The sequence below is a fragment of the Streptomyces sp. NPDC037301 genome (assembly GCF_055602785.1).
This window is the reverse complement of the sequence record NZ_JBVJWD010000012.1, coordinates 1-24,445: the sequence shown is the minus strand read 5'-3', so window position 1 is coordinate 24,445 and position 24,445 is coordinate 1. Positions and strand designations below refer to the sequence as shown.

Here is a 24,445-nt window from a genome sequence, read left to right as displayed (position 1 = left end):
TGCGCGCCGGGGTACTCGGGCGCCGTGCGGTGGGTCAGTTCGCGCCGGGAGTACCCGGGCGCCCCGGGGAGGGCCGGTCCGCGCCCGGCTTCCCCGCCTCCTCGTGCGTGGGTTCCAGGGGCGGGGCGACGACACCGCAGTGCACCGTGCACTCGGGGCGCGCCTTCCCCTTCTCGTCCGCCGTGACGGGGGGCTTGCGCACGGTCGCCCAGGCGATCAGCGAGCCCAGCACGAGCAGCCCGGCACACATCGGCATGGCCCGCCGGAACGTCGCGGCGAACTCGTCGGCGTTCCGGTAGGCCTCCGGGCCCATCCCGGCGAGCAGCGGCAGCGCGGCCACCGCGATCAGCCCGGCGGCGCGGGCGGCCGCGTTGTTGATCCCGCTGGCGAGGCCGGCCCGCGCGGTGTCCACGGACGCCAGGACGGTCGCGGTGAGCGGTGCCACCAGGGTGACGAGTCCGACGCCGAGCACACCGACCGCGGGGAGCACATCGGCGAAATAGGCGGAGACGGAGTTCGACCCCGGCCCGACCCGCAGCATCAGGAGCATTCCGGTGGCGGCGACCAGTGGGCCGACGGTGAGCGGGATGCGGGGCCCGATGCGCTGCCCCAGTTCGCCCGAGGAGGCCGAGAAGAGCAGCATCAGCACGGTCGTGGGCAGCAGGGCCGTGCCGGCTCCGAGGGCCGAGTACCCGGCCACGACCTGGAGCTGGATCGCGGAGAGGAAGAAGTAGCCGCCGAGCGCCGCGTACACACAGAGGGTGATGATGTTGACGACGGTGAACTGCCGGGACGCGAACACCGACGGCGGCAGCATCGGGTCCGCCCGCCGCCGCTCCACCTGCACGAACACCGCCCCGAGGACGATCCCGCCGACGGCCGCCCCGATCACCACCGCGGACGCCCCCTGTCCCGGCGCCTCGATCAGCGCGTAGGTCACCAGGGCTAGGGCGAGGGCGCCGAGCACGGCGCCCAGCACGTCGAAGCGCCCGTGTGCGTCGGGGGCACGCGATTCCGGTACGTGGCGCAGCGCCACCGGCAGACAGACCGCGGCGACCGGCACGTTGAGCAGGAACACCCATCGCCAGCCGGGCCCGTCGACGAGCCAGCCGCCGACGAACGGCCCGATGGCGGCGCCGACCCCGCCGAACCCCGACCACAGTCCGACCGCGCGGGCCCGGTCGTCCGGATGGAAGCTCGCCTGGATCAGTGCCAGCGAACCGGGTGTGAGGAGAGCTCCGCCGATGCCCTGGAGGGCGCGGGCGGCGATCAGGACGGCGGCGTTCGGCGCGATGCCGCAGATCACGGACGCGGCGGCGAACCAGACGACTCCGACGACGAAGACCCGCCGCCGGCCGTACCGGTCGCCGAGGGCGCCACCGAGGAGGATCAGCCCGGCGAGGGTCAGCATGTAGGCGTTGACGGTCCACTGGAGGGCGGCCAGATCGGTGCCGAGGTCCTTGCCGATGCGGGGCAGGGCGACGTTGATGACGGTGGAGTCGAGCAGGGCCATGCTGGAGCCGAGGACGGTGGTGAGGATGACCCAGCGTCCGATGGGGGAAGCGACGCGGATGGCTCCCGTCTCTGCGTCAGGCATACGAGCAGCATCGCCGCTCCCCGCCGGGAAAGCCATAGGGCGGAGATGGCTCGGCAAGGTTCTGTCAGCCGGTCAGAGCGACGGAGGGGCGACTGTTTCCTGTGCCGTTCCAGTCCACGTGGAATCCGGCCGCGCAGAACGCCCGGACGACGATCCCGCCGGCGTGTTCCATCGTCCGGGTGCTGCCGTCCGGGGCACCCCAGAACGCCAGGGTGAGATGGCCCGTGTCCCGCGCACGTTCGGCGTCCTGCCGCGTGTAGTAGCAGAACCCGACGAGGCCGGCGAGGCTGCCGCCGCGCGCGTGGGCGGCTTCGGTGCAGTCGTCGAAGCCGTCGGACTGGGTGGTGCCCGCGCCGGCGAGCGCGACGAACCCCGCTGTGTTCAGCCCGTCCAGAACCTCGCCGACCCGCTTCTCGGCATCGCGCCATTGTGCCCGCGACAGCTTCCGCTCCGGCGCCGGCGGCGCCCCGGCCGGTGCCGGGGGCTCGATTCCGGCGGCGGCGACCAGCAGCGAGGCAACCTCCGGAGCCCAGGCATTGACGGTGACATGGCTGCCGTGGTCGTCGGTGATGTCGGGATTCGCGCCGCGGGCGATCAGCAGCTCGACCGGTTCGGGGGTCGGCGAGAACTCGGCGGCGAGGTAGAGAGCCGTGCGTCCGTCACCGCCCGGCTGCTCCACGGGCGCTCCGGCGTCGAGCAGCGCGGCGAGTGCAGCCGCCGCCCGGGCCGGGTCCGCCTCCGCCCCCGTCGCGGCCAGGTGCAGGGCGGTCCAGCCGTACTCGTCGGTCGCGGTGACATCGGCCCCGGCGTCCAGCGCGTCCCGCAGGGCGGCGACATCGCCGCTGCGGGCGGCTTCGAACACATCCATCGGCTGCTCCAGGCCCTGCCTACGAAAAGGCCCACGTCCCGGGCGGGGTGCCCGGGGTGGCCACGGTCGGCCCCGACCCTACGACGCTCCTTGCGCCACGGCTCGTACGCCCCGGATCAGCGCCTCCACGCCCGCCTGCGCTTTGGACCGCGGACACCCGACGTTCAGCCGCACGAAGCCCTCCGCCCCGTACACCGCCCCCGGCATCACCGCGACCCTCTCGCGCTCGATCAGCACCCGCTGCAACGCCTCGTCGTCGCCGACGCCCGCCGGGCGCAGATCGATCCACGCCAGATAGCCGGCCTGTGGCGACTGCCATCCCAGTTCCGGGAACGCCTCGTTCAGCCGTTCCGCGACCAGCGCCAGATTCCCGGCGACATACGCGCGGAGCTCGTCCAGCCACGCCCCGGCCTCCCGGTACGCGGCGATGTGCGCGGTCAGTGACAGCACCGCCGGGGAGGCGAGCCCCTCTGCCGTCTCCATCCGGCGCAGGAACTCCGCCCGGTCGGCCGGATCGCCGATCAGCCCGTACGAGCCGGTCAGCGCCGGGAAGTTGAACGCCTTCGACGCGGAGGAGATCAACGCCCAGCGCCCGTCGCCCCCGACCCGCGTCCACGGCACATGCACACGCCCCTCGTGCACGAAGTCCGCATGGATCTCGTCGCTGATCACCGCGACCCCGTACCGCGCGGCGAGCGCCGACATCTCGCCCAGTTCGGACTCCGTCCATACCCGGCCCGTCGGGTTGTGCGGAGAGCACACGAGAAGGACCTTGCTGTCGGGGCGGGCGAGCTCGCGTTCCAGCGCGGCCGTGTCCCCCACCGGCACGCCCCGCAGCTCGCGCCCGAGCCCGGTGATCGTCTTGCGGAAACCGTCGTACGTCGGGGCATGGACGACCACGCCCTCGCCCTCGGCCGTCCACATCTGCAGCAGCTGCGAGAGCTGGCTGAGCACGGACGGCCCGTACACCAGCTGCCCGGTGTCGATCCGTGTCCCGTACCGGGTCGCGTACCAGTGGGCTATCGCCGACCGGAAGTCGTCCTGCTGCCAGGTCGTGTAGCCGAACACCCCATGGTCGAGACGGGCCCGCAGCGCGCTCAGCACCTCCGGTGCGGTCTCGAAGTCCATGTCGGAGATGGTGAACGGCAGCAGTCCATCCACCCCGAACCGGTCCGCGACCCCGTCCCACTGGACGCACCAGGTGCCCCGGCGGTCAACAACGGTGTCGAAGTCATAGCGGGCGCTGGAACTCACAGGGATCCCTCACTTCTTCTCACGGACATGCCATGGGCCCGGCACCCAAGGGGTAACCGGGCCCAGGGCCACACTTCATACCGGCTGCTACTTCAGCTTGGTACCGGTGGAACGCAGGTTGGCGCAGGCCTCCGTGACGCGCTTGGCCATGCCCGCCTCGGCGGACTTGCCCCAGCTGCGCGGGTCGTAGACCTTCTTGTTGCCGACCTCGCCGTCGACCTTCAGCACACCGTCGTAGTTACGGAACACGTGGTCCACGATCGGGCGGGTGAAGGCGTACTGGGTGTCGGTGTCGAGGTTCATCTTCACGACGCCGTTCTCCAGCGCGGTGGCGATCTCCTGCTCGGTGGAGCCGGAGCCGCCGTGGAAGACGAAGTCGAAGGGGTGGCTACCAGCGGCCTTGCCGTACTTGGCGGCCACGCCCTCCTGGAGGTCCTTCAGCAGCTCGGGACGGAGCACGACGTTGCCCGGCTTGTAGACGCCGTGGACGTTTCCGAAGGAGGCGGCCAGCAGGTAGCGGCCCTTCTCGCCCAGGCCGAGCGCCTCGGCGGTACGCAGCGCATCGTCGACGGTCGTGTACAGCTCGTCGTTGATCTCGTGCGTGACGCCGTCCTCCTCGCCACCGGTCGGGGTGATCTCGACCTCAAGAATGATCTTGGCGGCTGCGGCCTTGGCGAGCAGCTCCTGACCGATGGCCAGGTTGTCGGCGAGGGTCTCGGCCGAGCCGTCCCACATGTGGGACTGGAACAGCGGGTTCTGGCCCTTGGCGACGCGCTCGGCGGAGATGTCGAGCAGCGGACGTACATAACCGTCCAGCTTGTCCTTGGGGCAGTGGTCGGTGTGCAGCGCGACCGTGACGTCGTACTTGGCGGCGACGATGTGCGCGAACTCGGCGAGGGCGACGGCGCCCGTGACCATGTCCTTGTTGTGCTGGCCGCCCAGGAACTCCGCCCCACCGGTGGAGATCTGGACGATGCCGTCGCTCTCCGCCTCCGCGAAGCCGCGCAGTGCAGCGTGCAGGGTCTGGGTCGACGTCACATTGATGGCCGGGTAGGCGAACTTGCCTGCCTTCGCCCGGTCGAGCATCTCGGCGTAGACCTCGGGGGTTGCGATGGGCATCTGTCCGCTCCTTGGGATGTGCGGGTGTGCGTTGCTGGTTCCCTGACCTGGGGGCGACGTCATCGTCGCCCCCATCTTCCCAGACTCCCGCTCCGGCTCCACCCGGCCTGGTCCCGCAACGTTCGGACCGGGCGGCGGAAGGCATACGACAAGGGCGGACGGTTTCACGTGAAACCGTCCGCCCTCGAAGAAAATCGCAGGTCAGACCAGGCAATCAGGCCAGGTCGAGGTCCGCCACCGTATAGGCGTGGACGTACGGGAGACCGGCCTCGGCAATGGCCCCAGCCGCACCCCGCTCCACGATCGTGGCGACGGCGACGACCTCGCCACCGGCCTCGCGCACCGCCTCGACGGCCGTCAGCGGCGAACCGCCGGTCGTCGAGGTGTCCTCGACGACCAGGCAGCGGCGGCCCTTCACGTCCGTGCCCTCGATGCGGCGCTGCATCCCGTGCGCCTTCTGCGCCTTGCGGACGACGAACGCGTCCAGCTCCTGCCCGCGCGCGGCGGAGGCGTGCAGCATCGAGGTGGCGACCGGGTCGGCGCCCAGCGTCAGCCCGCCCACACAGTCGTAGTCCAGCTCGGCGGTGGCATCGAGCATGACCTGACCGACCATCGGAGCGGCCTTGCCGTCCAGCGTGATGCGGCGCAGGTCGATGTACCAGTCGGCTTCAAGACCCGAGGAGAGGGTCACCTTGCCGTGTACCACGGCCTTGTCCTTGATCTGCTGGAGCAGCTCAGCACGTACGTCAGTCATGGCTACGAGCTTAAGGCGCCTGTGTCGGGGCTCGTGCCGCTGCCGTGTCGGGGCCCGCGCCGGCAACGGGTCGCGGCCTGCATGGGTACCGGGTCGAAGCCCGCACCGCTGTCGGGTCAGAGCCTGCGCCAGTTCCAGGTCGTCGCGATCTCCAGCGGCTCGATCGGGGTGACATACCGGGGCGCGGTGTTCAGCCCGTTCGGCGGGCCGGACTGCGGCTCCACACAGACCGCCTCGGCCTGCTCGTCGTAGATCACGACCCACTCGGCCCGGCTCTTCACGGTCAGTTGCAGCTGCTCCGGCCAGGTGAGCGTCACGTCGACGCCGTCCGGCATCCCGAAGCAGTCGTCCCACGGGCCGGGCAGGGGTGGGATGCGGCGGCCGGTCGGCAGATGGTTCTCGCCACGCTCCTCCTGCCAGGCCGCGTCGAAGGCGATCTCCACGTTCTTGCCGCCGCCGAGATCCCGCAGGAACCAGGGGTGCCAGCCGGCCTGCGCCGGGAACGAATCCCCGTACGTCTCGATGCCGAACGCAAGCGTGAGCGAGTCCTCGGACAACTCGAAGGTCTGGGTCACCCGGCCCGGATACGGCCAGGGGTCGGCAAGGTCGTAGTAGAACGCGGCCTCCCGCTCGCCCACTCGGGCGGTGCGCCAGGCGGTGTCCCTGCCGGTGCCGTGGATGGCGTGTGGCGGGGAGTTCAGCGGCAACCGGTGCGGGACGTCGCCGCTGTGGAAGAGGCCGTTCTCGGTGCGCCCGCACCACGGCACCATCGGGAAGCAGCCGTAGCGCTCCCCCTGCCGCAGCACCTCGGTGCCACCGATCCGCAGACTGCTGATGCGACAGCCGTTGGCGGGGTTCACGGTCAGCTCTGCATCGCCGACGGACAGCCGGACGTCCTTCTCGCTGCTACTCACCCGACCGACATTACTGGCGCTGCTACCTCCGCCGCCTCAGCGCCCTGCTCACCACGACGGCAGAGGCGATCGCGAGTGCGGCGGCGGGAGCGACCCAGCGGAGTGTGGCGCCCGCGGTGGTCGAATCGGGTGACGGCACGGGGGCGTACCTGCCGCGCGGCGGCGCGTGGTCGACCTCCTCGGCGCTGCGGCCGATCATGGTGCGCCTGGCATGCGCGGCCTCGGCCGGGGGGCCGTCGGGGACGGTGAACTCCACCTCCGCCACGGGGTCGGGCGACGGCGGCACGGGGGCGTCGAAGACAGAGTCCGTGCCCGGGGGGTTCTCGGTGGAGGGTTCCTGGTCCGCGGTGGCGCCGTCATCGGTGTCGTCGGTGTCGTCGGTGTCGTCGGCGGCTTCCGGAGCAGTACTCCGGGTGGTGTCCGCGCCGGTCGCGTCGGCCTCCTCGGCCGCCTCCTCGATGGCCTGTTCCACAGCTTCCTCGACGGACCGCTCGGCCTCGCCGAGGTCCTTGCCCGCCTCGTCCTCGCCCGCCAGCGTCTCCGTCACCAGTTGCTGCACAAAGCGGTCCAGCAGTCGGTGGGCCGTCGCGAGCGCCGCCGCCGGGTCCAGCTCCAGAAGGCGGCCGTCGCCGCTCGCCGTACCCGCGAACCCGATCGCCGTACCACCGTCCTTCTGCGTCAGGCTGATCGTCAGAGCCAGCTTCGCCGAGCCGGTCCCCCTGGCCTCGACGCCCTCACCCGCCACCAGGATCCCGTCGTCCCCGTCCGGGCCGTCCTGCGGGGAAACGGTGAGCCGCAGCGCACCGCGGTACGTGATCGTGTGGCCGTCGACCCGGACCTTGAGCCGGCCGGACAGCGGGCCCGCGGACGCGTCGGCGTCCTGCTGGAGCCCCGGTACGCAGCGCGCGACGCGGGCGGGATCGCCCAGCGTCCGCCGAAGGGACAGGACCGGAACCGGAACGAACACCTCATGCTCCATGGAAACCGAGCCTACTCAGCCCCGGCCATCACGTCAGCGGTTCCGCGTCGCAAAGCCGACGGGCGTACGGCGTCCGGCGTCCGGCTCACCGGTCCTCCCAGTACCTCGGATGCACCAGCGTCGACGGCAGCAGCCCGCGCAGCCGTCCGCTCTCCGCGTCCCGCCCCGCGCCCATCAGCGAGGCCTGCGTCAGCGACCGCAGCTTCGGCGCCCCCGGGGCGAGGCGGAGTACCGGCGCCCTGACCGGCCCGGCGAGGACGAAGCCCCAGCCGTGCTCGGCCCGCGCCCGGTGCGTGGCCCTGTCGGGGCCCGCCGCGAAATCGGCGGGCCTGCCGCTGATCCGGTACGGGCGGGTGTGCAGGCCCGCCGTCCTCATCGACGCCTCCACCGTCCAGTACGTACGCGGCCGGGTCACCGGCGAGCCCCCGTGCACCACCAGCCGGCCGCCCGGCGCGAGGGCCTCGCAGACCAGGCCGTAGAACTCCGTCGAGTAGAGCTTCGTGCCGACGGAGATCCCGGGGTCGGGCAGATCGGAGATCACCACGTCGTAGCTGCCGTGCACCGCCCGCAGCCAGTTGAAGGCGTCGGCGTTGACGGCCGTCAGTCGCGGATCGCGGTACGCGTGGGCGTTCAGCGCCGAGAGCGCGCGGTCGGTACGGGCCAACCGGGTGACACCGGGATCGAGCTCGACGAGGGTGACGCTGCGTACGTCCAAGTAGCGCAGCACCTCCCGGGCGGCGAGACCGTCACCACCGCCCAGGATCAGGACACGGGCGTGTGGTCCGTTCATCGCCGGGTGCACCAGCGCCTCGTGGTAGCGGTACTCGTCGCGCGCGCTGACCCGCAGCCGCCCGTCCAGATACAGGGCCAGGGAGCTGCGGCCCGCCCCCGTCAGCACCACCTCCTGGACCCCGGTCCGCACCGCGACCCGCACCCCGTCCCCGTACACCGCACGCCGCGCCGCCCGCTCGAAGTCACCGACCAGCGCGGTGACGGTGGCGAGTACGGCGATCACGGCCACGTTGACAAGGACCAGCAGCCACCGGGAGCGCGGTGTGAGGTCCCGCCGGAACACCCACAGCACCAGCGCCCCGCCCGCCGCCGCGTTGACCGCGCCGGTGAACAGCGCCCCGGTGAGCTGTCCCAGCACCGGCAGCAGCAGAAAGGGGAACGCCAGCCCGCCGACCAGCGCACCCACGTAGTCGGCGGCGAACAGATCCGCGACGGTCCCGCCCGCGTCCTGCCGGTCGACGCGCTGGATCAGCGTCATCAGCAGCGGGATCTCCGCCCCGATCAGGACACCGATCATGAGCGAGAACCCGACCAGGGCGTACCGCGACTCCCCGATCCAGGCGAACGACGCGTACAGCACGACCGCCGAGGAGCCGCCGACGAGTGCGAGCGCCGCCTCGATCAGCCCGAAACCGACTGCTGCACGGCTGCGTAAACGTTTCGCGAGGAGTGAGCCGACGCCCATCGCGAACACCATCACGGAGAGCACGACGGACGCCTGGGTGACGGAATCACCGATCAAGTAGGAGGCGAGCGCCACCAGTTCGAGCTCGTAGACCAGACCGCAGGCAGCACAGATGAAGACAGCGGCCAGCACGAGACACCGACCGGTCCTCGGTCGCACGGGAAGACGCGCCGCGCCCCCTCGCAGCGACACCTGCTGATCGATCATGATGTGAACGCTACGTCACGACGAGGTGGCCGCCTGTCACCCACAAGGGTGCAAGTGGCGCGCCCACAACGGAGTTGGGCCGCGTCAGAGCGCTGCCGCCGGCATCCGCACTCCCACTCGGGTGCGCGTCACCACCAGCTGCCCCTCCTGCGGGTACGCATGCCAGGTACGCCACCGCACCTGGCCCTCGGTCCGCTGGGCGAGCATGGCGGTGAAGGCGTGCGGGCTGCCGGGGAACGTCCCGGCGAGACCGTGGGGGTGGTCGGTCACGAGCGCGAGGAGCTCCTGCGCACGCCCCGCGAACGAGCTCGCCGAGAGCGTCTCGACGCGCGCCGCGAATTCGTACTCCCACTCCCCGAGCCGCTTGGAGGCACCGAGCGGCAGCGGTGTGCTGCTGCCCGGGATGCACGCGACGGTTTCGGAACAATTGCCCCGGTTCTCCTCCAGGAGTACCTGGTGGGAGGCGCCGAGCAGGCGCAGTTGGAGTCGGGCACCGGCGAGATCGAGGTCGAGCACGGCCAGGGCGGGGAGCGGTTCGCGCCCCAGTGCCCAGGCCAGGTCTGCAGCACGGGTGTCGGAATAGGCCGTCTGGAGGGTCGTGAGCATGGGTCGGCTCCGCAAACAAGCGTGGACACATGGACAGGGGACGCCTCCGACGTGATGCACGTGGGAGGTGGGAAGCGCCCGATCAGGTCCAACTCGGGTCCGAGGGCTGGATGTTCTCTCCACCGAGGGAATCACGAAGTAAGCCGCGTCCACAGCGTTTTTGCCCAACTTGACGCGGTTTCCATCCCCTCGGGGGCCTCTCGGTTCATCTGTTCACCGGTATCTCGCGAAAAGCCCCAACAAAAAGGTGCCCGGCGGGAGTTCACCCGCCGGGCACCTGTGGGGCACCGGAACCGCATGGGCCCGGCACCGGGCGTGTGGCCCTGCCCGGTCACGGATCAGCTGCCCCGTGTCAGCTGCCTCCGCCGCATCCGCCCCCGCCGCCGCCGCACGAGGAGCCGCCACCGCACGAGGAGTGACCGCCGCCGCACGAATGCCCCCCGGAGTGACCGCCGGAGTGACCGCTGCTGCTTCCGCAGGACGAGCCACCGCCACCGTCACCTCCCGCCCACCAGCTGCCACCCGCGGCGCTGCCGCCGCTCGCACCCCGGCGCACGCCCCGCCCGTGCTTCTTCTTCCGGTTGCCGGCCCCCACCAGCGAGATGACCAGCCCGATCAAGGCAAACGCGATCACCACTGTGACAAAGGTTCCCACCGACCTCACGTCCTTCTGTTCCCCCGAAGCGAGGTCTCTCGCTTCCGTCCGCTTCCTGCGTGAGTGGGGGATGCCCCCGGCCCCGTACGGCCAAAGCAGACTTGAGCAACTCCAGAGCTTCCGCGCAGGATGGCGGCCATGACACAGGGACGACCGCTGCTCAACCGCCGCCTCGCCGAGTTCGGCACGACGATCTCCGCGGAGATGTCGGCGCTTGCCGTACGGACCGGCTCCATCAACCAGAGCGCGACCCTGAACGACCTGAGGGACGCGCTCCTGCGCGACATCTCGCCAAAGGCCGGCGCTCTCCTGAAGGAGGAGGCGGAGCCCGACGAAAAGCGCGTAAACCCCCTTCGGCCCTCTGTGGTCCCTACACCGCGCGAGGCCACGACCGGCCATGAGTCAGGATGGTCCCCGGAGAATCGACGGGTACCCGAGTGAGAACGGTGGAGACATGAACGCCAGGCCACTGCTGAACCGACGGCTGGACGGACTCGGGACGACGATCTTCGCGGAGATGTCGGCGCTGGCAACCGCGACGGGCGCGATCAACCTGGGCCAGGGCTTCCCCGACACCGACGGGCCCGAGGAGATCCGCGAGGCCGCCGTCCGCGCCCTGCGGGAGGGGAAGGGCAACCAGTACCCGCCCGGCCCGGGCGTCCCGGAACTGCGTACCGCGATCTCCGAACACCAACAGCGCTTCTACGGCGTCTCCCTCGACCCCGACACCGAGGTCCTGGTAACCGCCGGCGCCACCGAGGCCATCGCCGCCACCATGCTGGCGCTGCTGGAGCCGGGCGACGAGGTCATCGCCTTCGAGCCCTTTTACGACTCCTACGCCGCCTGCATCGCGATGGCCGACGCGAAGCGCGTACCGCTCACCCTGCGTGCCCCGTCTTTCCGCCCAAACCTTGATGAGCTGCGCACCAAGATCACCCCGCGGACGCGCCTCCTGCTCCTCAACACCCCGCACAATCCAACTGGGATGGTTCTCACCGCCGAAGAGCAGAGCGCCATCGCCGCACTCGCCATCGAGCACGACCTGCTTGTCGTCACCGACGAGGTGTACGAGCACCTTGTCTATGAGGGCACGCACCGCCCTATCGCGGCCCTGCCCGGAATGCGTGAGCGCACTGTCACCATTGGCTCGGCCGGCAAGACCTTCTCCTTCACCGGATGGAAGGTTGGCTGGGTCACGGCGAACGGCCCGCTCGTCTTGGCCGTCCGGACGGCCAAGCAGTACCTGACGTACGTCAGCGCGGGCCCCTTCCAGTACGCGATCGCCGAAGCGCTGCGCCTGCCGGACGCGTACTTCGACAGCTTCCGGGCCGACCTACGACGCAAGCGCGACCTGCTCGGCGACGGCCTGCGCGCGGCCGGGTTCGAGGTCTACCAACCCCAGGGCACTTACTTCATCACCACCGACATCACCTCCTTCGGTGAGAAGGACGCCTACGCCTTCTGCCGCGCCCTCCCCGAACGCTGCGGCGTCGTCGCCATCCCCAACTCCGTCTTCTACGACGACCCCGAAGCCGGCCGCAGCCAGGTCCGCTTCACCTTCTGCAAGAAGGACGACGTCCTCCACGAGGCAGCCAGTCGGCTGGGGCGCCTGGCGTCTTGAACCCGCGCCCCCTTCATCCCGAATGAAGTACGGACAGCAACCTGACCAGGGGCTTTACGTGTAACCCGGCCCGGCGGGGTCCCGAGCCGCCTGCGCCATTCGGCACCGGTCCCCACGAGAGGAGGGACCGGTGGCGAATGACGCGGCGTCGTCTTCCGGACGCGCCGGGGCGGGCGGCGCGGAGGAGTCCGGGGGCGAAGGGCCGGGTGCCGGGGGAGCTGTTGACCATGGCGATCAGGACGACGATCCCGGCGATGGTGAGGACACAGCCCGCGGTGATCAGGGTGCGCTGAGTCAGCCGAGCTCCTCCGCAGTAATGTCTCCGCGTCGGCGAGGCCACACTGCGCGAGCTGTTGGACGACTGACCGACCGAACACCCGGCCCGGCGCGTATGCCGTACCCGGCTCCTACACCGGTCACAGGCCGAGCGGACTCTCCCCTTCGGTACGGCCCCCGGTCTGCCCGTCCCGAAGTCCCTCGGCGTGTCCGCCGTACCGCTCACCGGCAGCCGTATCGGAGTTTGAGTGGATTCCACGGGACACTCCCCGCACCCCACCGCACACAGGTGAACGGCCGGGGAAGGACGGCGGACGCCGGCGACCGCGTCGTGAACACTCGGGAACGGTTGGCGGACCATGCGCCCGCGCCGCCGGAACGTCACAACTCCCCATGTTCCACTGCCCCGGACAGGGCGTCGCCGCATCTCCCGGCGCACGGGCGCACATCCAGGGGCGGACAGGTCCGCTGTCTCACAGGCCTGTCACAACTTACGTGCACACTGAACCACTTCCGGATCGGACGCGTGATCACCAGCGACACGTTTATGCCGCACCTCCTGAGGAAATTCATGACGCGCAGATGGCTGCTTATCACCACGATCACCGCATTGACCGTCGCGCTGGCCTTCGTCGTCGTCCAACTGGTGCGCGGCCAGGACTCCGGGAAGGAACAGGCCGGGGCGAAACCGGCCGCGTCGAGCCCGACCGACGACAAGAGGAACAGCGACGGCCCCATCCCGGCCGGCTACCTCGGCACCTGGTCGGGCTCCATCGACAACGCCTCGGGCCACTCCACCCGGAAACTCGCCATCCAGCAGGGCACGGTCGGCCGGACCGTCCTCACCCTCACCGCGGACGGCCCGCTCGACAGCGGCGGCTCCTACCACTGCGTCTTCCGGGCGGACCTGACCGCGGAGCCGTCCCCGAACGGCCCGGTGGAGGTCGGCCCCTCCACGGTCGTCGTCGGCGAACCCATGACGTCCTGCACCGCGGGCAAACCCACCACGCTCACCCTGCTCCCGGACGGCTCCCTGCGCCGCGAGAACACGGACAGCGGCGAACAGCTCACGTACACCAAGGCCGACTGATCAGCCCAGCAACGCGGACGCCGCGTTCAGCAGCAACAGGGTGTGGACGAACCGGTCCGGCGCCGTCGGCGGGAAATGCCACGCCAGCGGCCAGGTAAGGCCGGTCAGGGCGGGGATCGGCACGTAACTGATCCGGCCCACCGCCGCGTTCAACGGAGTGACCCGGGGAAGGACGGCGGACGCCGGCGACCGCGTCGTGAACACTCGGGAACGGTTGGCGGACCATGCGCCCGCGCCGCCGGAACGTCACAACTCCCCATGTTCCACTGCCCCGGACAAGGCGTCGCCGCATCTCCCGACGCACGGGCGCACATCCAGGGGCGGACAGGTCCGCTGCCTCACAGGCCTGCCACAACTTACGTGCACACTGAACCACTTCCGGATCGGACGCGTGATCACCAGCGACACGTTTATGCCGCACCTCCTGAGGAAATTCATGACGCGCAGATGGCCGCTTATCACCACGATCACCGTATTGACCATCGCGCTGGCCTTCGTCGTCGTCCAACTGGTGCGCGGCCAGGACTCCGGGAAGGAACAGGCCGGGGCAAAACCGGCCGCGTCGAGCCCGGGTGGCGACGCCGAGTCGCTGCAGGGCCTCGGCTGGTGGCCCCTGCACCAGTCCGGCACCGCGAAGGCCGGCGAGCACGACGCCGTGGTCAGGGGCGGCACGCAGTGGACCGACGGCCCCGAGGGCGGCTCCGTGCAGCTGGACGGCACCAGCGGATACGCGGACTCCAACACCCGGCTCGACACCGTGGGCAAGGACTACTCGGTCGCCGCGCGGGTGCGCCTCACCCCCCAGGGCATGACCGGCATCCACACCGCCCTGTCCCAGGACGGCGACCGGATCAGCACGTTCTTCCTCCAGTACTCCGGCCCGGACGGGAACTTCGCCTTCAGTTTCAGCGGTGCCCGTACGGTTGCGAAGACGCCCGACAAGCCGCAGCCCGGCCGCTGGTACCACCTGACCGGCACGTACAGTCAGAAGAACCACCGGATGAAGGTCTACGTGGACGGTCGGCTCGCGGGAACCAGGGTGGCCTCCAGCAGCGTGAAACCCACTGGCACTGTGGTGATCGGACGCGGCAAGTTCGATGGGAAGCCGGCCGACCACTGGAACGGTGACATCGCCGACGTACATCTCTACAACCGGGAGTTGACGTCCCGTGAGGTGGGCTCGCTTTCCTCTCGCGAACCGGGCTGACCGGCGCTGACGGGGCGAGTTCACCGCCGCCGCAGGCTGACGGGCGCCGCACGGGCGCACGGCGGCTCGCGGCGGCGCCTGCCGGTTGTCGCGCAGCCGGCGGGACCCGTCTTCCCCACAGACGACCGGAGAGGAAAGGCCCTTGTCGGCCAGCGCTTCGACCGAAGACCTCACACCTGGCCCCCGCGCCGCGGAACCCCGCCCCGACGAGTTCCTCAGAGCGCTCTACCACTTCCACGGCAGCGCGTTGCTGCAGTTCGCCGCACGGCGGCTGGAGGGCGACTGGCACCGCGCCGAGGACGTCCTCCAGGAAGTCGCGATACGCGCCTGGCGGCACGCCGAGGAACTCGACCCGACCACGGATTCGGTGCGTCCCTGGCTGTTCACCGCGCTGCGCAATCTGGTCATCGACGGCCACCGGGCCCGCCAGGCCAGACCACCGGAGACCGGTGACCCCGAACTCGCCCACCTGCCGGTGTCCGACGGCGTGGACCACATGCTCACCTCCCAGGTGCTCATCGACGCGTTGCGGGACCTGCGGCCGGCACAGCGCGAGGTCCTGCTGCACGTGCACTACCTGGGACGCAGCGTCAACCAGACGGCCGAGATCCTCGGCGTGCCGCCGGGCACCGTCAAGTCCCGGACGTTCTACGCCGCCCGTGCCCTGCGCGAGGCACTGCACAGCCGGGGGCTGTACGCGGGCGGCCTGTACCGCGAGGCCGGATGACACTTATGCCAGACGTCCCGCGTGCCGGGTGATCTCCAGGCCGAGCGGCCCGGTGTCGAGTGATCCGCCCGCATCGGCACGCCAGCGCCACCCCGTGGGTGCCTCGCCGACCACCAGCAGCGCGTCCCCGCGCCGCAGACCGGACAGCGCCCCCTCCCGTCGCGGGAGCTGCGAGGCATCCACGACGAACAGATGCGGCGCCTCACCCTGGACGGCGATCCGGCTGCTGCCCTCGATCAGCCGGTAGATCTGGGTGACGTCGGGCGAGCCGGGCTCCGGCGCTTCCGTGCCCGCCGACGCCGCCGTGGCGAACGCCTCCTCCAGGCTGGCCGCGCTGTGCAGACGCGAGGTCCGCGGCTCGTCGCCGAAAAGGAGCCGGCCGTCGGCCAGCGATCCCACCAGGGTGACCTCGGCGAGCGCCCCCACCGGTCCGGCGAGCGCCTCGGTGACGACGGCCCGCACCAGGCTGTGCACCTCCTTGTCCGGACCCGTCACCGAGACGGGCCCCGCCGCCCGGGAGAGGTCGACCAGCACGCGGTCGGGTCCGTCCAGGCCCACCGTCACCGTCAGCGCGTACGGCAGGGCCGGTTCGCCCTCCGGGCCGGGGCGGTGCAGATCGTCGGGCGAGATCGTCCAGCGCTCGCCGTCCGCCTCGACGGTCCAGGGCGCGGGGGCTGCCTCCTCGGCCCCGGCCAGCAGCAGTGCGAGCCGCTCTTCGGAGTAGACGACGGCGTACAGGTCGGGCAGCGGCCGGCCGGAGCGCAGGCACTCGCCCGTCAGCCGGCGCAATCCCGCGTTGACCACGTCCAACGCCTCCCGGCCCACGACGGCCACCGAGGCGGCGCGGGGCTTCGGCGGGCGGGGCCCTCGCTCGGTGACGATCAGCGCGGCCACCGCCCCGATCAGCGCCAGCCCCAGCACCACGGCCAGGACGTACCAGATCATCTTCTGACTCCTTGTCGGGACGCCCCGGCGGCAGAGCCGGGACGATCGGGAACGAGAGCGGCACAGTCGCCGCGCCGTGCACCCGATGGCCACTACGGCGCCCGTCGGCGGATGGTTCACCGGTGCGCCGGGTGAACCATCCGCGGACGGGCGCCGTAGGTCCCATAAGTGGCACGGGAGCCGTCGAGTGCGGCTGCCGAGGCCCCCATTCACGCCGGCTGGAGGACGTTCTCGTGTCGTTGATGTTGACCGTGGTCGAGGAGGGCGGTGACGCGTTCGACGTCCACCTCGACGCCGACCCCGACACGCCCATGAGGGCTGTCGCGGAGGCGCTGGCCGGGGCGGGCGGCGTCCACCGGCCCCCGGAGGGCCTCGGCCTGTACGCCGGCGACCGGCTGCTGCCCGCCGACATGCGGCTGCGGGACGCGCCGCTGCACCACGCGGCCATCGTGGGCCTGGGCCGCCCGACGGGCACCATGTCGGCCGAACCGGACGGGCTGGTGGAGGTCCGTGCGGTCGGCGGGACCGGCGCGGGCGCCGTGCACCGGCTCGACATGGGCGAGTACCGGATCGGGCTGGCCCACGACGGGGCCGCCCAGGTGCTGCGCGCCGTACCGGACCGTCCGTTCGCCGTCCTGGCGGTGGGCCCCCAAGGACGCTGCCGTATCTCGCCCGACGCCTCCGCGCCGGGCGGCGGCACCCTGCAACTGGACCGCGAGGACCTCACCGAGGCGACCGCCTGGCCGGTCGGCGCACAGCTCCTCGTCGGAGACAGCCTGCTCGAACTCGCCCTCCCGCAGAAGCCGGACGCGGCCGTGCAGCCGTCGGAGGACGGCACCGGCTGGGACTACAACCGGCCGCCGCGGCTGCGGCCGGCCGAGAACGCCACCCGCTTCACCCTGCCCTCCCCGCCCGGCCCGCCCCCCGCCCGACCGCTCCCGTGGATCACCGCGCTGGCCCCGCTGGTGATGGCGGGGGCCGGGGCGCTGATATTCGACCGTATGGCGATGCTGCTGTTCGGGCTGCTCTCCCCGGTCGCGATCCTCGGAAACTATCTGATGAGCCGGCGCACCGGGCGCCAGACCCACTCCGACAGTGTCGCCGCCTACAAGGAGAAGAAGGCACGCATCGAGGGCGACGCGGCGAACGCCCTGACGGCCGAACGCACCGCCCGGCGCCACGGTTTCCCGGACCCGGCCGAGGTCGTCCTGACCGCCGTCGGCCCCCGGCGCCGCCTGTGGGAACGCCGTACCTCCGACGCCGACTTCCTCGAACTGCGCATCGGAACCGCCGATCTGGACTCCGAAGTGGTGCTCCAGGACCCGACGAAGGACGAACACCGCCGCGAGGACCCGCGGACCGCGTACGACGTCCCGGTGACCGTTCCGCTGCGGGAGCACGACGTCCTGGGCATCGCCGGCGAGGGCCCGGTCGCGCGCGCCGTGGCGCGCTGGGCGGTCGCCCAGGCCGCCGTCCTGCACAGCCCCCGTGACCTCCAGATCCATCTGCTGACAACCGGCGAACGGGGCCGGGACGGCTGGTCCTGGCTGCGCTGGCTGCCGCATGTGCGCAAGAAGTCCGGCGACACCCCGGCCAGCATCGGCTACGGCACCGAGACCTGCGCCCGGCGGGTCGCCGAACTCACCGCGCTGATCGTCGAGCGCGCCGGACGGCAGGACCGGCGGAGCCGGCCCGCCGGGCCCGACGTGCTCGTCATCCTCGACGGAGCCCGCAGGCTGCGTTCGCTGCCCGGCGTGACGCAGATCCTGCGCGACGGACCGGCCGTCGGCGTCCGCGCCCTCTGCCTGGACGCCGAGGAGCGGCTGCTGCCCGAGGAGTGCCACGCCGTCGTCGCCGAGGAGCCCGGCGGAACCGTACGGGTGGGACGCTCCGGGAGGGGCACCGTCGGGGGCATCCGGCCCGACGTGGTGTCCCTGGACTGGTGCCGCTCGCTGGCCCGCGCGATGGGCCCGCTGCGGGACCCGGGCGGGGCCGACGAGGAGGCCGCGGTGCTTCCCGGCTCCGCGCGGCTGCTCGACATCCTCGCCCTCGACCCGCCGCAGGCCGCCGGCATCCGGGCACGCTGGACGGCCGGGGGCCGCTCGACCCGGGCGGCCGTCGGCGTCTCCCTGGACGGCCCGTTCCACCTGGACCTGCGGCGCGACGGCCCGCACGGGCTGATCGCCGGCACCACCGGCTCCGGCAAGTCCGAACTCCTCCAGACGCTGGTCGCCTCGCTCGCAGTGGCGAACCGTCCGGACGCGATGACGTTCGTCCTGGTCGACTACAAGGGCGGCTCCGCGTTCAAGGACTGCGTCGACCTGCCGCACACCGTCGGCATGGTCACCGACCTCGACGCCCACCTCGTCGAGCGGGCCCTGGTGTCGCTGACGGCGGAACTCACCCGGCGCGAGCACATCCTCGCCGCGGCCGGCGCCAAGGACATCGAGGACTACGTCGACCTGCTGGACCGCAACCCTGCGGGCCGCTCGCCGATGCCCCGGCTGCTCATCGTCATCGACGAGTTCGCCTCGATGGTGCGCGACCTGCCGGACTTCGTGAAGGGTCTGGTCAACATCGCCCAGCGGGGCCGCAGCCTCGGTATCCACCTGATCCTGGCGACGCAGCGCCCCAGCGGCGTCGTCTCCTCGGAGATCCGCGCCAACACCAACCTGCGCATCGCGCTCCGGGTGACGGACGCCGGCGAGAGCCAGGACGTCCTCAACTCCGCCGAGGCCGCCGGGATCTCGCAGGGCACCCCCGGTCGCGCCTATGTGCGCCTGGGCCAGAACTCCCTCGTGCCGTTCCAGTCCGGACGGGTCGGCGGCCGTCGGCCCGGTGCCGCGGCGACCTCGCTGCCGGCGCCCTGGGCGGTGGCGGTCGGCTGGGAACGGCTCGGCGAGCCGCTCCCGGCGCGCCCCCGCGGCGCGGCCGTACCCGCCGAGGTGGAGACCGACCTCACCGGGCTCGTCTCGGCGATCCGCGAAGCGGACCGGGAGATGGGCATCCCCGCGCAGCACAGCCCCTGGCTCCCGCCGCTGCCCGAGGTCCTGGTCACCGGCGAACTGCCGGCGCCCCCGGCCTCGGACTACGACCTCGCGCCCGTCGCGTACGGCGTGGTGGACCTGCCCGCACAACAGGCCCGGCTGCCCCTGGTGATCGACCCGGCGACGCTCGGACACCTGCACATCATCGGCTCGCCCCGGCAGGGCAGGTCGCAGACACTGCGCACCATCGCCGGCACCCTGGCCTTCGCCCATTCCCCGGACCGGCTGCACATGTACGGCATCGACTGCGGCAACGGCGCGCTGCTGCCCATCGAGAGGCTGCCGCACTGCGGGGCCATCACCCAGCGCACCCAGCCCGACCGGGTGGCCCGGCTGCTCGCCCGGCTGACCGGGGAGCTGGCCCGGCGCCAGGAGATGCTCGCCGCCCGCGGCAGCGCCGACCTGCCGGAGCTCCGCCGCGCCCTGCCGGAGGCCGAACGGCCGCCGCACATCCTGCTGTTCATCGACCGGTGGGAGGTCTTCGACAAGCAGCTCGGCGAGTACGACTCCGGGAACCTGCTGAACTCCGTGCTGACCCTGCTCCGGGACGGCGCGAGCGTCGGCATCCACCTGGTGATGACCGGTGACCGGGCGCTGTTCTCCAGCCGGGTCAACGGCTCCACCGAGGACAAGCTCGTGCTGAAGCTGAACGAGAAGTCCGAGTACGGGATGATCGGCATCACCCAGCGCAACGTGCCCGACGAGATCCCGCCGGGCCGCGCGTTCCGTGCCGCCGACAAGGCGGAGGTGCAGATCGCGCTCCTCACGGACAACCCGGAAGGCCAGGCGCAGGCCGCGGCGCTCCAGCAGATCGCCGAGTACTGCCGCGAGCGGGCGGTCCAACTGCCGGACTCCACCCGGCCGTTCCGCGTCGACACCCTGCCGGACCGGCTCACCTGGGAGGAGGCGACCCGGTACGTGCCACAGCCGCTGCCGTCCGCACGGTGGGCCCTGTCCGGTGTCGGCGGCGACGAACTCACCGCGTTCGGGCCGGACTTCGCCATCACGCCGACCTTCCTCGTCGCCGGCCCCGCCCGCTCCGGCCGCAGCACCGCCCTGGCGACGCTGGCACTGTCGCTGCTGTCGGCCGGGACGCCCGTCGTCGTCGGCGCGCCCGCCAGGTCGCCGTTGCGCCAACTCGCCGGACGGCCCGGGGTCCTCGCGGTCTTCGACGAGTCCGACATCGACCCCACCGCGCTGGAGGAGGCGCTGGCGTCCTCGCCGCAGGGGGCCGTGGTGATCCTGGACGACGCCGACCTGCTGCTGAAGACGAAGGCCGAGCCCGTCCTCACCCAGATCGCCAAGTCCGGTGCCGAGATGGGCCGGGGCCTGGTGATCGCCGGGCAGACCGACCGGCTCTCCTCCGGCTTCTCCGGCTGGCACACCGAGGCCCGCCGCAACCGGTGCGGTCTGCTGCTGAAGCCGCAGAACATGAGCGACGGCGAACTGATCGGCGTCAAGGTGCCCCGCAGCCGCCTGGGCGCGACCCGCCCGGGGCGGGCGATCCTGCACCTGGGCGACGGCGTGCTGCGCACCGTCCAGGTCCCGGAGACGGTGCTTCCGCCGGCCGGGAGCTGAGCGCCGGTGCCGGGGTCCCGGCACCGGCTCCGGGGTCCCACGGCAGAGGGCTCCCGCCCCGGCGACGGCCGGGGCGGGAGCCCTCACGCATGACGGGACGCGGCCCGGATCAGGTCGATCCCTCCACGTAGCTGGGGTCGTGCTTGGTCGTGCCCTTCGTCCCGTTGGGGACGGCGCCGTTGATCGCCCAGGCGAGGCCGGCCAGTCCGATGAGGTTCGAGCTCTGGTCGATCCACCCCGCCGTCTTCGTCCAGATGTTGGTGATCCCCGGCAACTGCTTCAGGATGTCCGGTGTCTTCCACACGCCGCCGGGGATGTTCTTCAGCAGGTTCGCGACCAGGTCGCCCGGATTCTTGAACCCGGTGAACGACTTGATGGTGGGGACCACGCTCTTCATATTGATCTGGATCGTCTTGAGGTTGCTCGTAACGGACTTGAGGGTGTTCGCGATCCCGCCCAGATTGGCGATCTTGATCAGGCCGACGCCGCCGAGCACCAGCCCCAGGCCGCTGAGGACCATGTCGAGCACATCCCACTCGCCCGACTGAATACTGTCGACGATGTTCATGATGAAGGGGATGGCAGCGGTGACCAGGCTGGCGATCGTCAGGATGAGCCCCAGGCCCTGCAATCCGGGGATGAGCATGGCGATGATGCCCAGGGCGGCGCTGATGAAGCCGAGCACCTTCTTGAAGATGTCCTTGATCTTCTCCCACAGGCTCTTGCCCGGGACCGCCTCGCTCGTCGCGTCGTCCAGGGCGCGGGCCGCCGTCGAGGCGTCCGTCTCGCGCAGCTCCCGCGCGTCCTCGGCGAGCATGCGGGCGGCGTCGAGATCCCGCTGGGCACTGTCGGCGTTCCCCTGCGCCGCGGACTGGTCGCTGCGGGCATCCTCCATGGCCTGCCGCGCACTGCGCCGGGCCGCCTCGTCGTCCGGCGGGGGCGGGTCCGCCGCGTCCAGCCCGCTGATCACGGACCCCGCCGCGGCGGCGGCATCGGTGGCCCGCTGCAGCCGCTCCTTGGCGTCCCGTCCGTCGACCAGGGCGTTGTCGGCCTTGCGCTGATGGTCCCCCAGCTGGTCGGCGTAGGTGTCCAGCGCGCGGGCCGCCTTGTCGTACGAACTGTGCAGCTTCTCCACCTGATTGGCCAGGTCCCCGAGCTTGTCCCGGAGTTTCTCCATGGCCTTGCCCTCGCCGAGCTGGCCGTTCTTCAGGCCGCTGACGATGGGGAGCGCCTGGTCCGCGTCGTCGGCGACGGACCGGTACTGGCCCGCGAGCCTCCCGAGCATCTCCGCATCGCCCGGCGTCGGGTCGTCCGAGAACCCGAAGACCGTCTCCCAGTCGGACACCGCTGGCCGCACCATTGCCCCGCCCTCACTTTCCGTTCTCGTCCGTGCCCTGCGGGCTCTGTGCGGCCGGCACAGCCGTGCCCTCGCTCTTGACTTCCACGAAGCGCAGCGTCCCCGCGATGGCGTCGAACACCTCGAAGAACTGGTCCTTGAGCTCCACGTTGGGCGTGGAGCTGGAGACCAGCAGGTATTCCCGGCGGTTCGGGATCGGGAACAGCGTGTGCAGCAGCGCCGTACGCACCGGCGTGCCCTTGTAGTCGATGTCCTCGATCGAGGCGATCCGCCCGACCGGTCCGACGTCCGGTAGCTCCAGCAGATCCACCTCGCGCGGCGGGTACCCGCTGCTCTGCGGGTCCCCGGCCAGCATGCTCGCCCCGAACAGCACCTCGGCCAGATCCGCCGACTGGTCCTCCGGCACGGGCATCCGCAGCACGACGGACGTGGCGCTGAGCATCGAGTCCCCGCCGGGGAACCTGACCATCCCCGCCGCCTGGAGCGCTCCCCGGGCGTAGGCCTCGCGGGTCGTTCGGCGGGTGTCGCGGATCAGGCCGTCGAGCCGCTCGCGGGAGAGTTGCGGAACCCCCTTCGCCTGGTGCTCGATACGGCGGCGGATGGACGCGTCCCGGGTGCTCGGGTCGAGGTCCAGATGCCACCATGAGCCGGGGAAGCGCAGCTTGTAGTGCGCGGGCGCCCCCGTAGCCCGGTCCGTGACCGGATGCGTCATGACGCATGTCCCTTCTGCCAGCAGGCTCTTGTCAGGTCTTCTTGGATTCGTCCAGCGTCTTGACGGTCTCGTCGTCCGTCTGCGTGAAGGCGTCGGAGATCTTCTTCGTGTTCTCGGAGAAGACCTTCACGTTCTCCTGCACCTTCTCGTGGCCCCTGCCCCATGCGCTGTCGAAGTCGGCGAGGGAGTCGGCGAGCTTCGAATCGCCCACATCGTCCTTCGATCCGATGTCGCTGAGCCGTGCGGTCTTGTTGATCCGCTCCCCGATGTCCTCAAGCGACTTGACCGTCTCGTTCAGGTCGTCGAGGGGGATGCTGATGCGGGTCACCGGTTGTTCCTCTCCGCCCGCCGTCCGGTCCCGCCCCGGAAGGGCGGGACCGGACAAAGGGGCACATCAGCCGATGGAGCCGGACGTCTGGTCGTCGGTGTCGACGAACGCGTCGGCGACCTGCTTGATGAACTCGCTGACGCCCTGCAGGCCCTCGATCGCCTTGTCGGTGCCGTTCTTGTACTCCTCCCAGAACGGACGGAACTTGGTCTCGGAGCCCGGCGTCGCGTAGGCCGCCTCGACCATCTCGTCCATCTTGGTGTTGGCCTCGTGGAGGCTCTGCTGCATCAGTTCCTTCTGGTGCTGCAGCCAGGTCGACGCCTCCCGCATCTCTTCCGGGCTGATCTTGATGTTGCCGTCGGCCGCCATGTCGGCTCCTTCTCTCGTTTCTGGTCGCCGCGGTCGCTGAGCCGCGCACACCGGGCTGTACGGGGCACCCGGCGGGGCGGTTCATGCCTGTTGCGGAACAGTGACGAAAGTGGCGGGCCGACGCCCTGATCAGGCCTGCGACCAGGCCCCCATGGCCCGCAACATCCCATCACCGGCTCCGGAGTGACGTTCCCTCACCGAACCGGACAGCAGCGCGACACGGGGAGGTGCGGTCCCGGAGAAGGCAGCGCCGGGCACAGGTACGGCGCCGCACACCGGGCCGACGCCACAGGGCCGGTCGGTGTGGTGCGGGCGGCGGCCTGCCGGTTGCCGGACGCTTGCGCGCCGACCTGCGGGCCGAGCGGGACCTGCTGAGCGGCGGGCTCGCCGAGGCCGGTTTCGAGGTCTACCGCCCGTCCGGGAGGTACTTCGTCACCACCGGCATCCGCCCCCTCGGCGAGAGCGACGGCTTCGCCTTCTGCCGGGCGCTGCCCGAGCGGTGCGGGGTCGTCGCCATCCCGAACGCGGTCTTCTACGACCACCGGGAGCAGGGCGCGCCGTTCGTACGGTTCGCCTTCTGCAAGCGTGACGACGTGCCGGCCGAGGCGGTGTCCCGGCTCAAGCGGCTGTAGCCCAAAGGCCGCCCCGTCGTGAAAAAAACCCGGCCCGGGGGGGGGGGGGGGGGGGGGGGGGGGGGGGGGGGGGGGGGGGGGGGGGGGGGGGGGGGGGGGGGGGGGGGGGGGGGGGGGGGGGGGGGG

The 24,445-nt window shown here is 71.3% G+C and carries 21 protein-coding genes and 2 pseudogenes; 8 read left to right on the top strand and 15 right to left on the bottom strand.

Annotation, left to right across the window (positions count from 1 at the left end):
- Positions 1-34 precede the first annotated feature (34 nt).
- The 9 genes from ACZ7IB_RS20295 to ACZ7IB_RS20255 form a co-directional block, all read right to left on the bottom strand.
- Positions 35-1,597: an MFS transporter gene (locus ACZ7IB_RS20295; RefSeq protein ID WP_470914160.1), complete on the bottom strand. Its 1,563-nt coding sequence runs from the start codon at positions 1,595-1,597 to the stop codon at positions 35-37.
- A gap of 64 nt (positions 1,598-1,661) precedes the next feature.
- Positions 1,662-2,465: an ankyrin repeat domain-containing protein gene (locus tag ACZ7IB_RS20290; RefSeq protein WP_470914158.1), complete on the bottom strand. Its 804-nt coding sequence runs from the start codon at positions 2,463-2,465 to the stop codon at positions 1,662-1,664.
- Between the two features lie 78 nt (positions 2,466-2,543).
- Complete coding sequence (locus tag ACZ7IB_RS20285; RefSeq protein WP_470914157.1) at positions 2,544-3,719, bottom strand: MalY/PatB family protein; 1,176 nt, start codon at positions 3,717-3,719, stop codon at positions 2,544-2,546.
- 87 nt (positions 3,720-3,806) lie between these two features.
- On the bottom strand, positions 3,807-4,838 hold the full coding sequence (gene fbaA / locus ACZ7IB_RS20280) for a class II fructose-bisphosphate aldolase (RefSeq protein ID WP_327274372.1): 1,032 nt from the start codon (positions 4,836-4,838) through the stop codon (positions 3,807-3,809).
- 214 nt (positions 4,839-5,052) lie between these two features.
- On the bottom strand, positions 5,053-5,592 hold the full coding sequence (gene pyrE, locus ACZ7IB_RS20275) for an orotate phosphoribosyltransferase (protein WP_114245327.1): 540 nt from the start codon (positions 5,590-5,592) through the stop codon (positions 5,053-5,055).
- A gap of 116 nt (positions 5,593-5,708) precedes the next feature.
- On the bottom strand, positions 5,709-6,506 hold the full coding sequence (locus tag ACZ7IB_RS20270) for an aldose epimerase family protein (RefSeq protein WP_470914155.1): 798 nt from the start codon (positions 6,504-6,506) through the stop codon (positions 5,709-5,711).
- A 22-nt stretch (positions 6,507-6,528) separates the two neighbouring features.
- Entirely contained in the window at positions 6,529-7,485 is a 957-nt protein-coding gene (locus ACZ7IB_RS20265) for an SRPBCC family protein (protein ID WP_470914153.1), read from the bottom strand.
- Between the two features lie 85 nt (positions 7,486-7,570).
- Complete coding sequence (locus ACZ7IB_RS20260; RefSeq protein ID WP_470914151.1) at positions 7,571-9,169, bottom strand: polyamine aminopropyltransferase; 1,599 nt, start codon at positions 9,167-9,169, stop codon at positions 7,571-7,573.
- 84 nt (positions 9,170-9,253) lie between these two features.
- On the bottom strand, positions 9,254-9,775 hold the full coding sequence (locus tag ACZ7IB_RS20255) for a DUF2617 family protein (protein WP_470914149.1): 522 nt from the start codon (positions 9,773-9,775) through the stop codon (positions 9,254-9,256).
- A 793-nt stretch (positions 9,776-10,568) separates the two neighbouring features.
- Between ACZ7IB_RS20255 and ACZ7IB_RS20250 the strand changes: the two genes are divergently transcribed.
- The 3 genes from ACZ7IB_RS20250 to ACZ7IB_RS20240 all read left to right on the top strand — a co-directional run bounded on the left by ACZ7IB_RS20250 (position 10,569) and on the right by ACZ7IB_RS20240 (position 13,417).
- Positions 10,569-10,871 carry a hypothetical protein gene (locus ACZ7IB_RS20250; protein WP_470914518.1) on the top strand — a complete coding sequence of 101 codons (303 nt, stop codon included), beginning with the start codon at positions 10,569-10,571 and terminating at the stop codon, positions 10,869-10,871.
- A 13-nt stretch (positions 10,872-10,884) separates the two neighbouring features.
- Positions 10,885-12,051 carry a pyridoxal phosphate-dependent aminotransferase gene (locus ACZ7IB_RS20245; RefSeq protein ID WP_470914148.1) on the top strand — a complete coding sequence of 389 codons (1,167 nt, stop codon included), beginning with the start codon at positions 10,885-10,887 and terminating at the stop codon, positions 12,049-12,051.
- Positions 12,052-12,898: 847 nt separating this feature from the next.
- Complete coding sequence (locus ACZ7IB_RS20240) at positions 12,899-13,417, top strand: hypothetical protein (RefSeq protein WP_470914146.1); 519 nt, start codon at positions 12,899-12,901, stop codon at positions 13,415-13,417.
- Here ACZ7IB_RS20240 and ACZ7IB_RS20235 read toward each other — a convergent pair whose 3' ends face one another.
- A complete protein-coding gene (locus ACZ7IB_RS20235) occupies positions 13,418-13,621 on the bottom strand; it encodes a hypothetical protein (protein ID WP_470914516.1) in 204 nt (67 codons plus the stop codon).
- Positions 13,622-13,853: 232 nt separating this feature from the next.
- On the opposite strand from ACZ7IB_RS20235, the gene ACZ7IB_RS20230 reads away from it, so the two are divergent.
- Positions 13,854-14,624, top strand: coding sequence for a LamG domain-containing protein (locus tag ACZ7IB_RS20230; protein ID WP_470914145.1), 771 nt, complete (start codon positions 13,854-13,856; stop codon positions 14,622-14,624).
- A gap of 142 nt (positions 14,625-14,766) precedes the next feature.
- The gene (locus ACZ7IB_RS20225) at positions 14,767-15,351 is read left to right on the top strand and encodes a sigma-70 family RNA polymerase sigma factor (RefSeq protein ID WP_470914143.1); all 585 of its coding nucleotides are present in this window, start codon (positions 14,767-14,769) and stop codon (positions 15,349-15,351) included.
- 3 nt (positions 15,352-15,354) lie between these two features.
- Here ACZ7IB_RS20225 and ACZ7IB_RS20220 read toward each other — a convergent pair whose 3' ends face one another.
- Positions 15,355-16,296: a hypothetical protein gene (locus tag ACZ7IB_RS20220; protein ID WP_470914142.1), complete on the bottom strand. Its 942-nt coding sequence runs from the start codon at positions 16,294-16,296 to the stop codon at positions 15,355-15,357.
- 242 nt (positions 16,297-16,538) lie between these two features.
- Here ACZ7IB_RS20220 and ACZ7IB_RS20215 point away from each other — a divergent pair.
- Together ACZ7IB_RS20215 and ACZ7IB_RS20210 are read left to right on the top strand one after the other, a co-directional pair.
- A pseudogene (locus tag ACZ7IB_RS20215) lies at positions 16,539-18,920 on the top strand (FtsK/SpoIIIE domain-containing protein); the annotation flags it as partial.
- A 375-nt stretch (positions 18,921-19,295) separates the two neighbouring features.
- A complete protein-coding gene (locus ACZ7IB_RS20210) occupies positions 19,296-20,921 on the top strand; it encodes an FtsK/SpoIIIE domain-containing protein (protein ID WP_470914495.1) in 1,626 nt (541 codons plus the stop codon).
- A 109-nt stretch (positions 20,922-21,030) separates the two neighbouring features.
- Here ACZ7IB_RS20210 and ACZ7IB_RS20205 read toward each other — a convergent pair whose 3' ends face one another.
- From ACZ7IB_RS20205 to ACZ7IB_RS20190, 4 genes are all read right to left on the bottom strand, one after another.
- Complete coding sequence (locus ACZ7IB_RS20205) at positions 21,031-22,266, bottom strand: hypothetical protein (RefSeq protein WP_470914140.1); 1,236 nt, start codon at positions 22,264-22,266, stop codon at positions 21,031-21,033.
- A 25-nt stretch (positions 22,267-22,291) separates the two neighbouring features.
- Complete coding sequence (locus tag ACZ7IB_RS20200; protein WP_470914138.1) at positions 22,292-22,990, bottom strand: hypothetical protein; 699 nt, start codon at positions 22,988-22,990, stop codon at positions 22,292-22,294.
- A 31-nt stretch (positions 22,991-23,021) separates the two neighbouring features.
- A complete protein-coding gene (locus ACZ7IB_RS20195) occupies positions 23,022-23,318 on the bottom strand; it encodes a hypothetical protein (protein ID WP_470914136.1) in 297 nt (98 codons plus the stop codon).
- Between the two features lie 66 nt (positions 23,319-23,384).
- Complete coding sequence (locus tag ACZ7IB_RS20190) at positions 23,385-23,687, bottom strand: WXG100 family type VII secretion target (protein WP_405686581.1); 303 nt, start codon at positions 23,685-23,687, stop codon at positions 23,385-23,387.
- 338 nt (positions 23,688-24,025) lie between these two features.
- Here ACZ7IB_RS20190 and ACZ7IB_RS20185 point away from each other — a divergent pair.
- Positions 24,026-24,319, top strand: a pseudogene (locus tag ACZ7IB_RS20185) (aminotransferase class I/II-fold pyridoxal phosphate-dependent enzyme); the annotation flags it as partial.
- Positions 24,320-24,445: the final 126 nt, after the last annotated feature.

Excerpts from the sequence above, each read along its gene's own strand:
- ACZ7IB_RS20295 (WP_470914160.1), bottom strand. The coding sequence starts at position 1,597 with ATGCCTGACGCAGAGACGGGAGCCATCCGCGTCGCTTCCCCCATCGGA.
- ACZ7IB_RS20290 (WP_470914158.1), bottom strand. The coding sequence starts at position 2,465 with ATGGATGTGTTCGAAGCCGCCCGCAGCGGCGATGTCGCCGCCCTGCGG.
- fbaA (WP_327274372.1), bottom strand. The coding sequence starts at position 4,838 with ATGCCCATCGCAACCCCCGAGGTCTACGCCGAGATGCTCGACCGGGCG.
- pyrE (WP_114245327.1), bottom strand. The coding sequence starts at position 5,592 with ATGACTGACGTACGTGCTGAGCTGCTCCAGCAGATCAAGGACAAGGCC.
- ACZ7IB_RS20265 (WP_470914153.1), bottom strand. The coding sequence starts at position 7,485 with ATGGAGCATGAGGTGTTCGTTCCGGTTCCGGTCCTGTCCCTTCGGCGG.
- ACZ7IB_RS20260 (WP_470914151.1), bottom strand. The coding sequence starts at position 9,169 with ATGATCGATCAGCAGGTGTCGCTGCGAGGGGGCGCGGCGCGTCTTCCC.
- ACZ7IB_RS20255 (WP_470914149.1), bottom strand. The coding sequence starts at position 9,775 with ATGCTCACGACCCTCCAGACGGCCTATTCCGACACCCGTGCTGCAGAC.
- ACZ7IB_RS20250 (WP_470914518.1), top strand. The coding sequence starts at position 10,569 with ATGACACAGGGACGACCGCTGCTCAACCGCCGCCTCGCCGAGTTCGGC.
- ACZ7IB_RS20245 (WP_470914148.1), top strand. The coding sequence starts at position 10,885 with ATGAACGCCAGGCCACTGCTGAACCGACGGCTGGACGGACTCGGGACG.
- ACZ7IB_RS20240 (WP_470914146.1), top strand. The coding sequence starts at position 12,899 with ATGACGCGCAGATGGCTGCTTATCACCACGATCACCGCATTGACCGTC.
- ACZ7IB_RS20230 (WP_470914145.1), top strand. The coding sequence starts at position 13,854 with ATGACGCGCAGATGGCCGCTTATCACCACGATCACCGTATTGACCATC.
- ACZ7IB_RS20220 (WP_470914142.1), bottom strand. The coding sequence starts at position 16,296 with ATGATCTGGTACGTCCTGGCCGTGGTGCTGGGGCTGGCGCTGATCGGG.
- ACZ7IB_RS20210 (WP_470914495.1), top strand. The coding sequence starts at position 19,296 with ATGGGCATCCCCGCGCAGCACAGCCCCTGGCTCCCGCCGCTGCCCGAG.
- ACZ7IB_RS20200 (WP_470914138.1), bottom strand. The coding sequence starts at position 22,990 with ATGACGCATCCGGTCACGGACCGGGCTACGGGGGCGCCCGCGCACTAC.
- ACZ7IB_RS20190 (WP_405686581.1), bottom strand. The coding sequence starts at position 23,687 with ATGGCGGCCGACGGCAACATCAAGATCAGCCCGGAAGAGATGCGGGAG.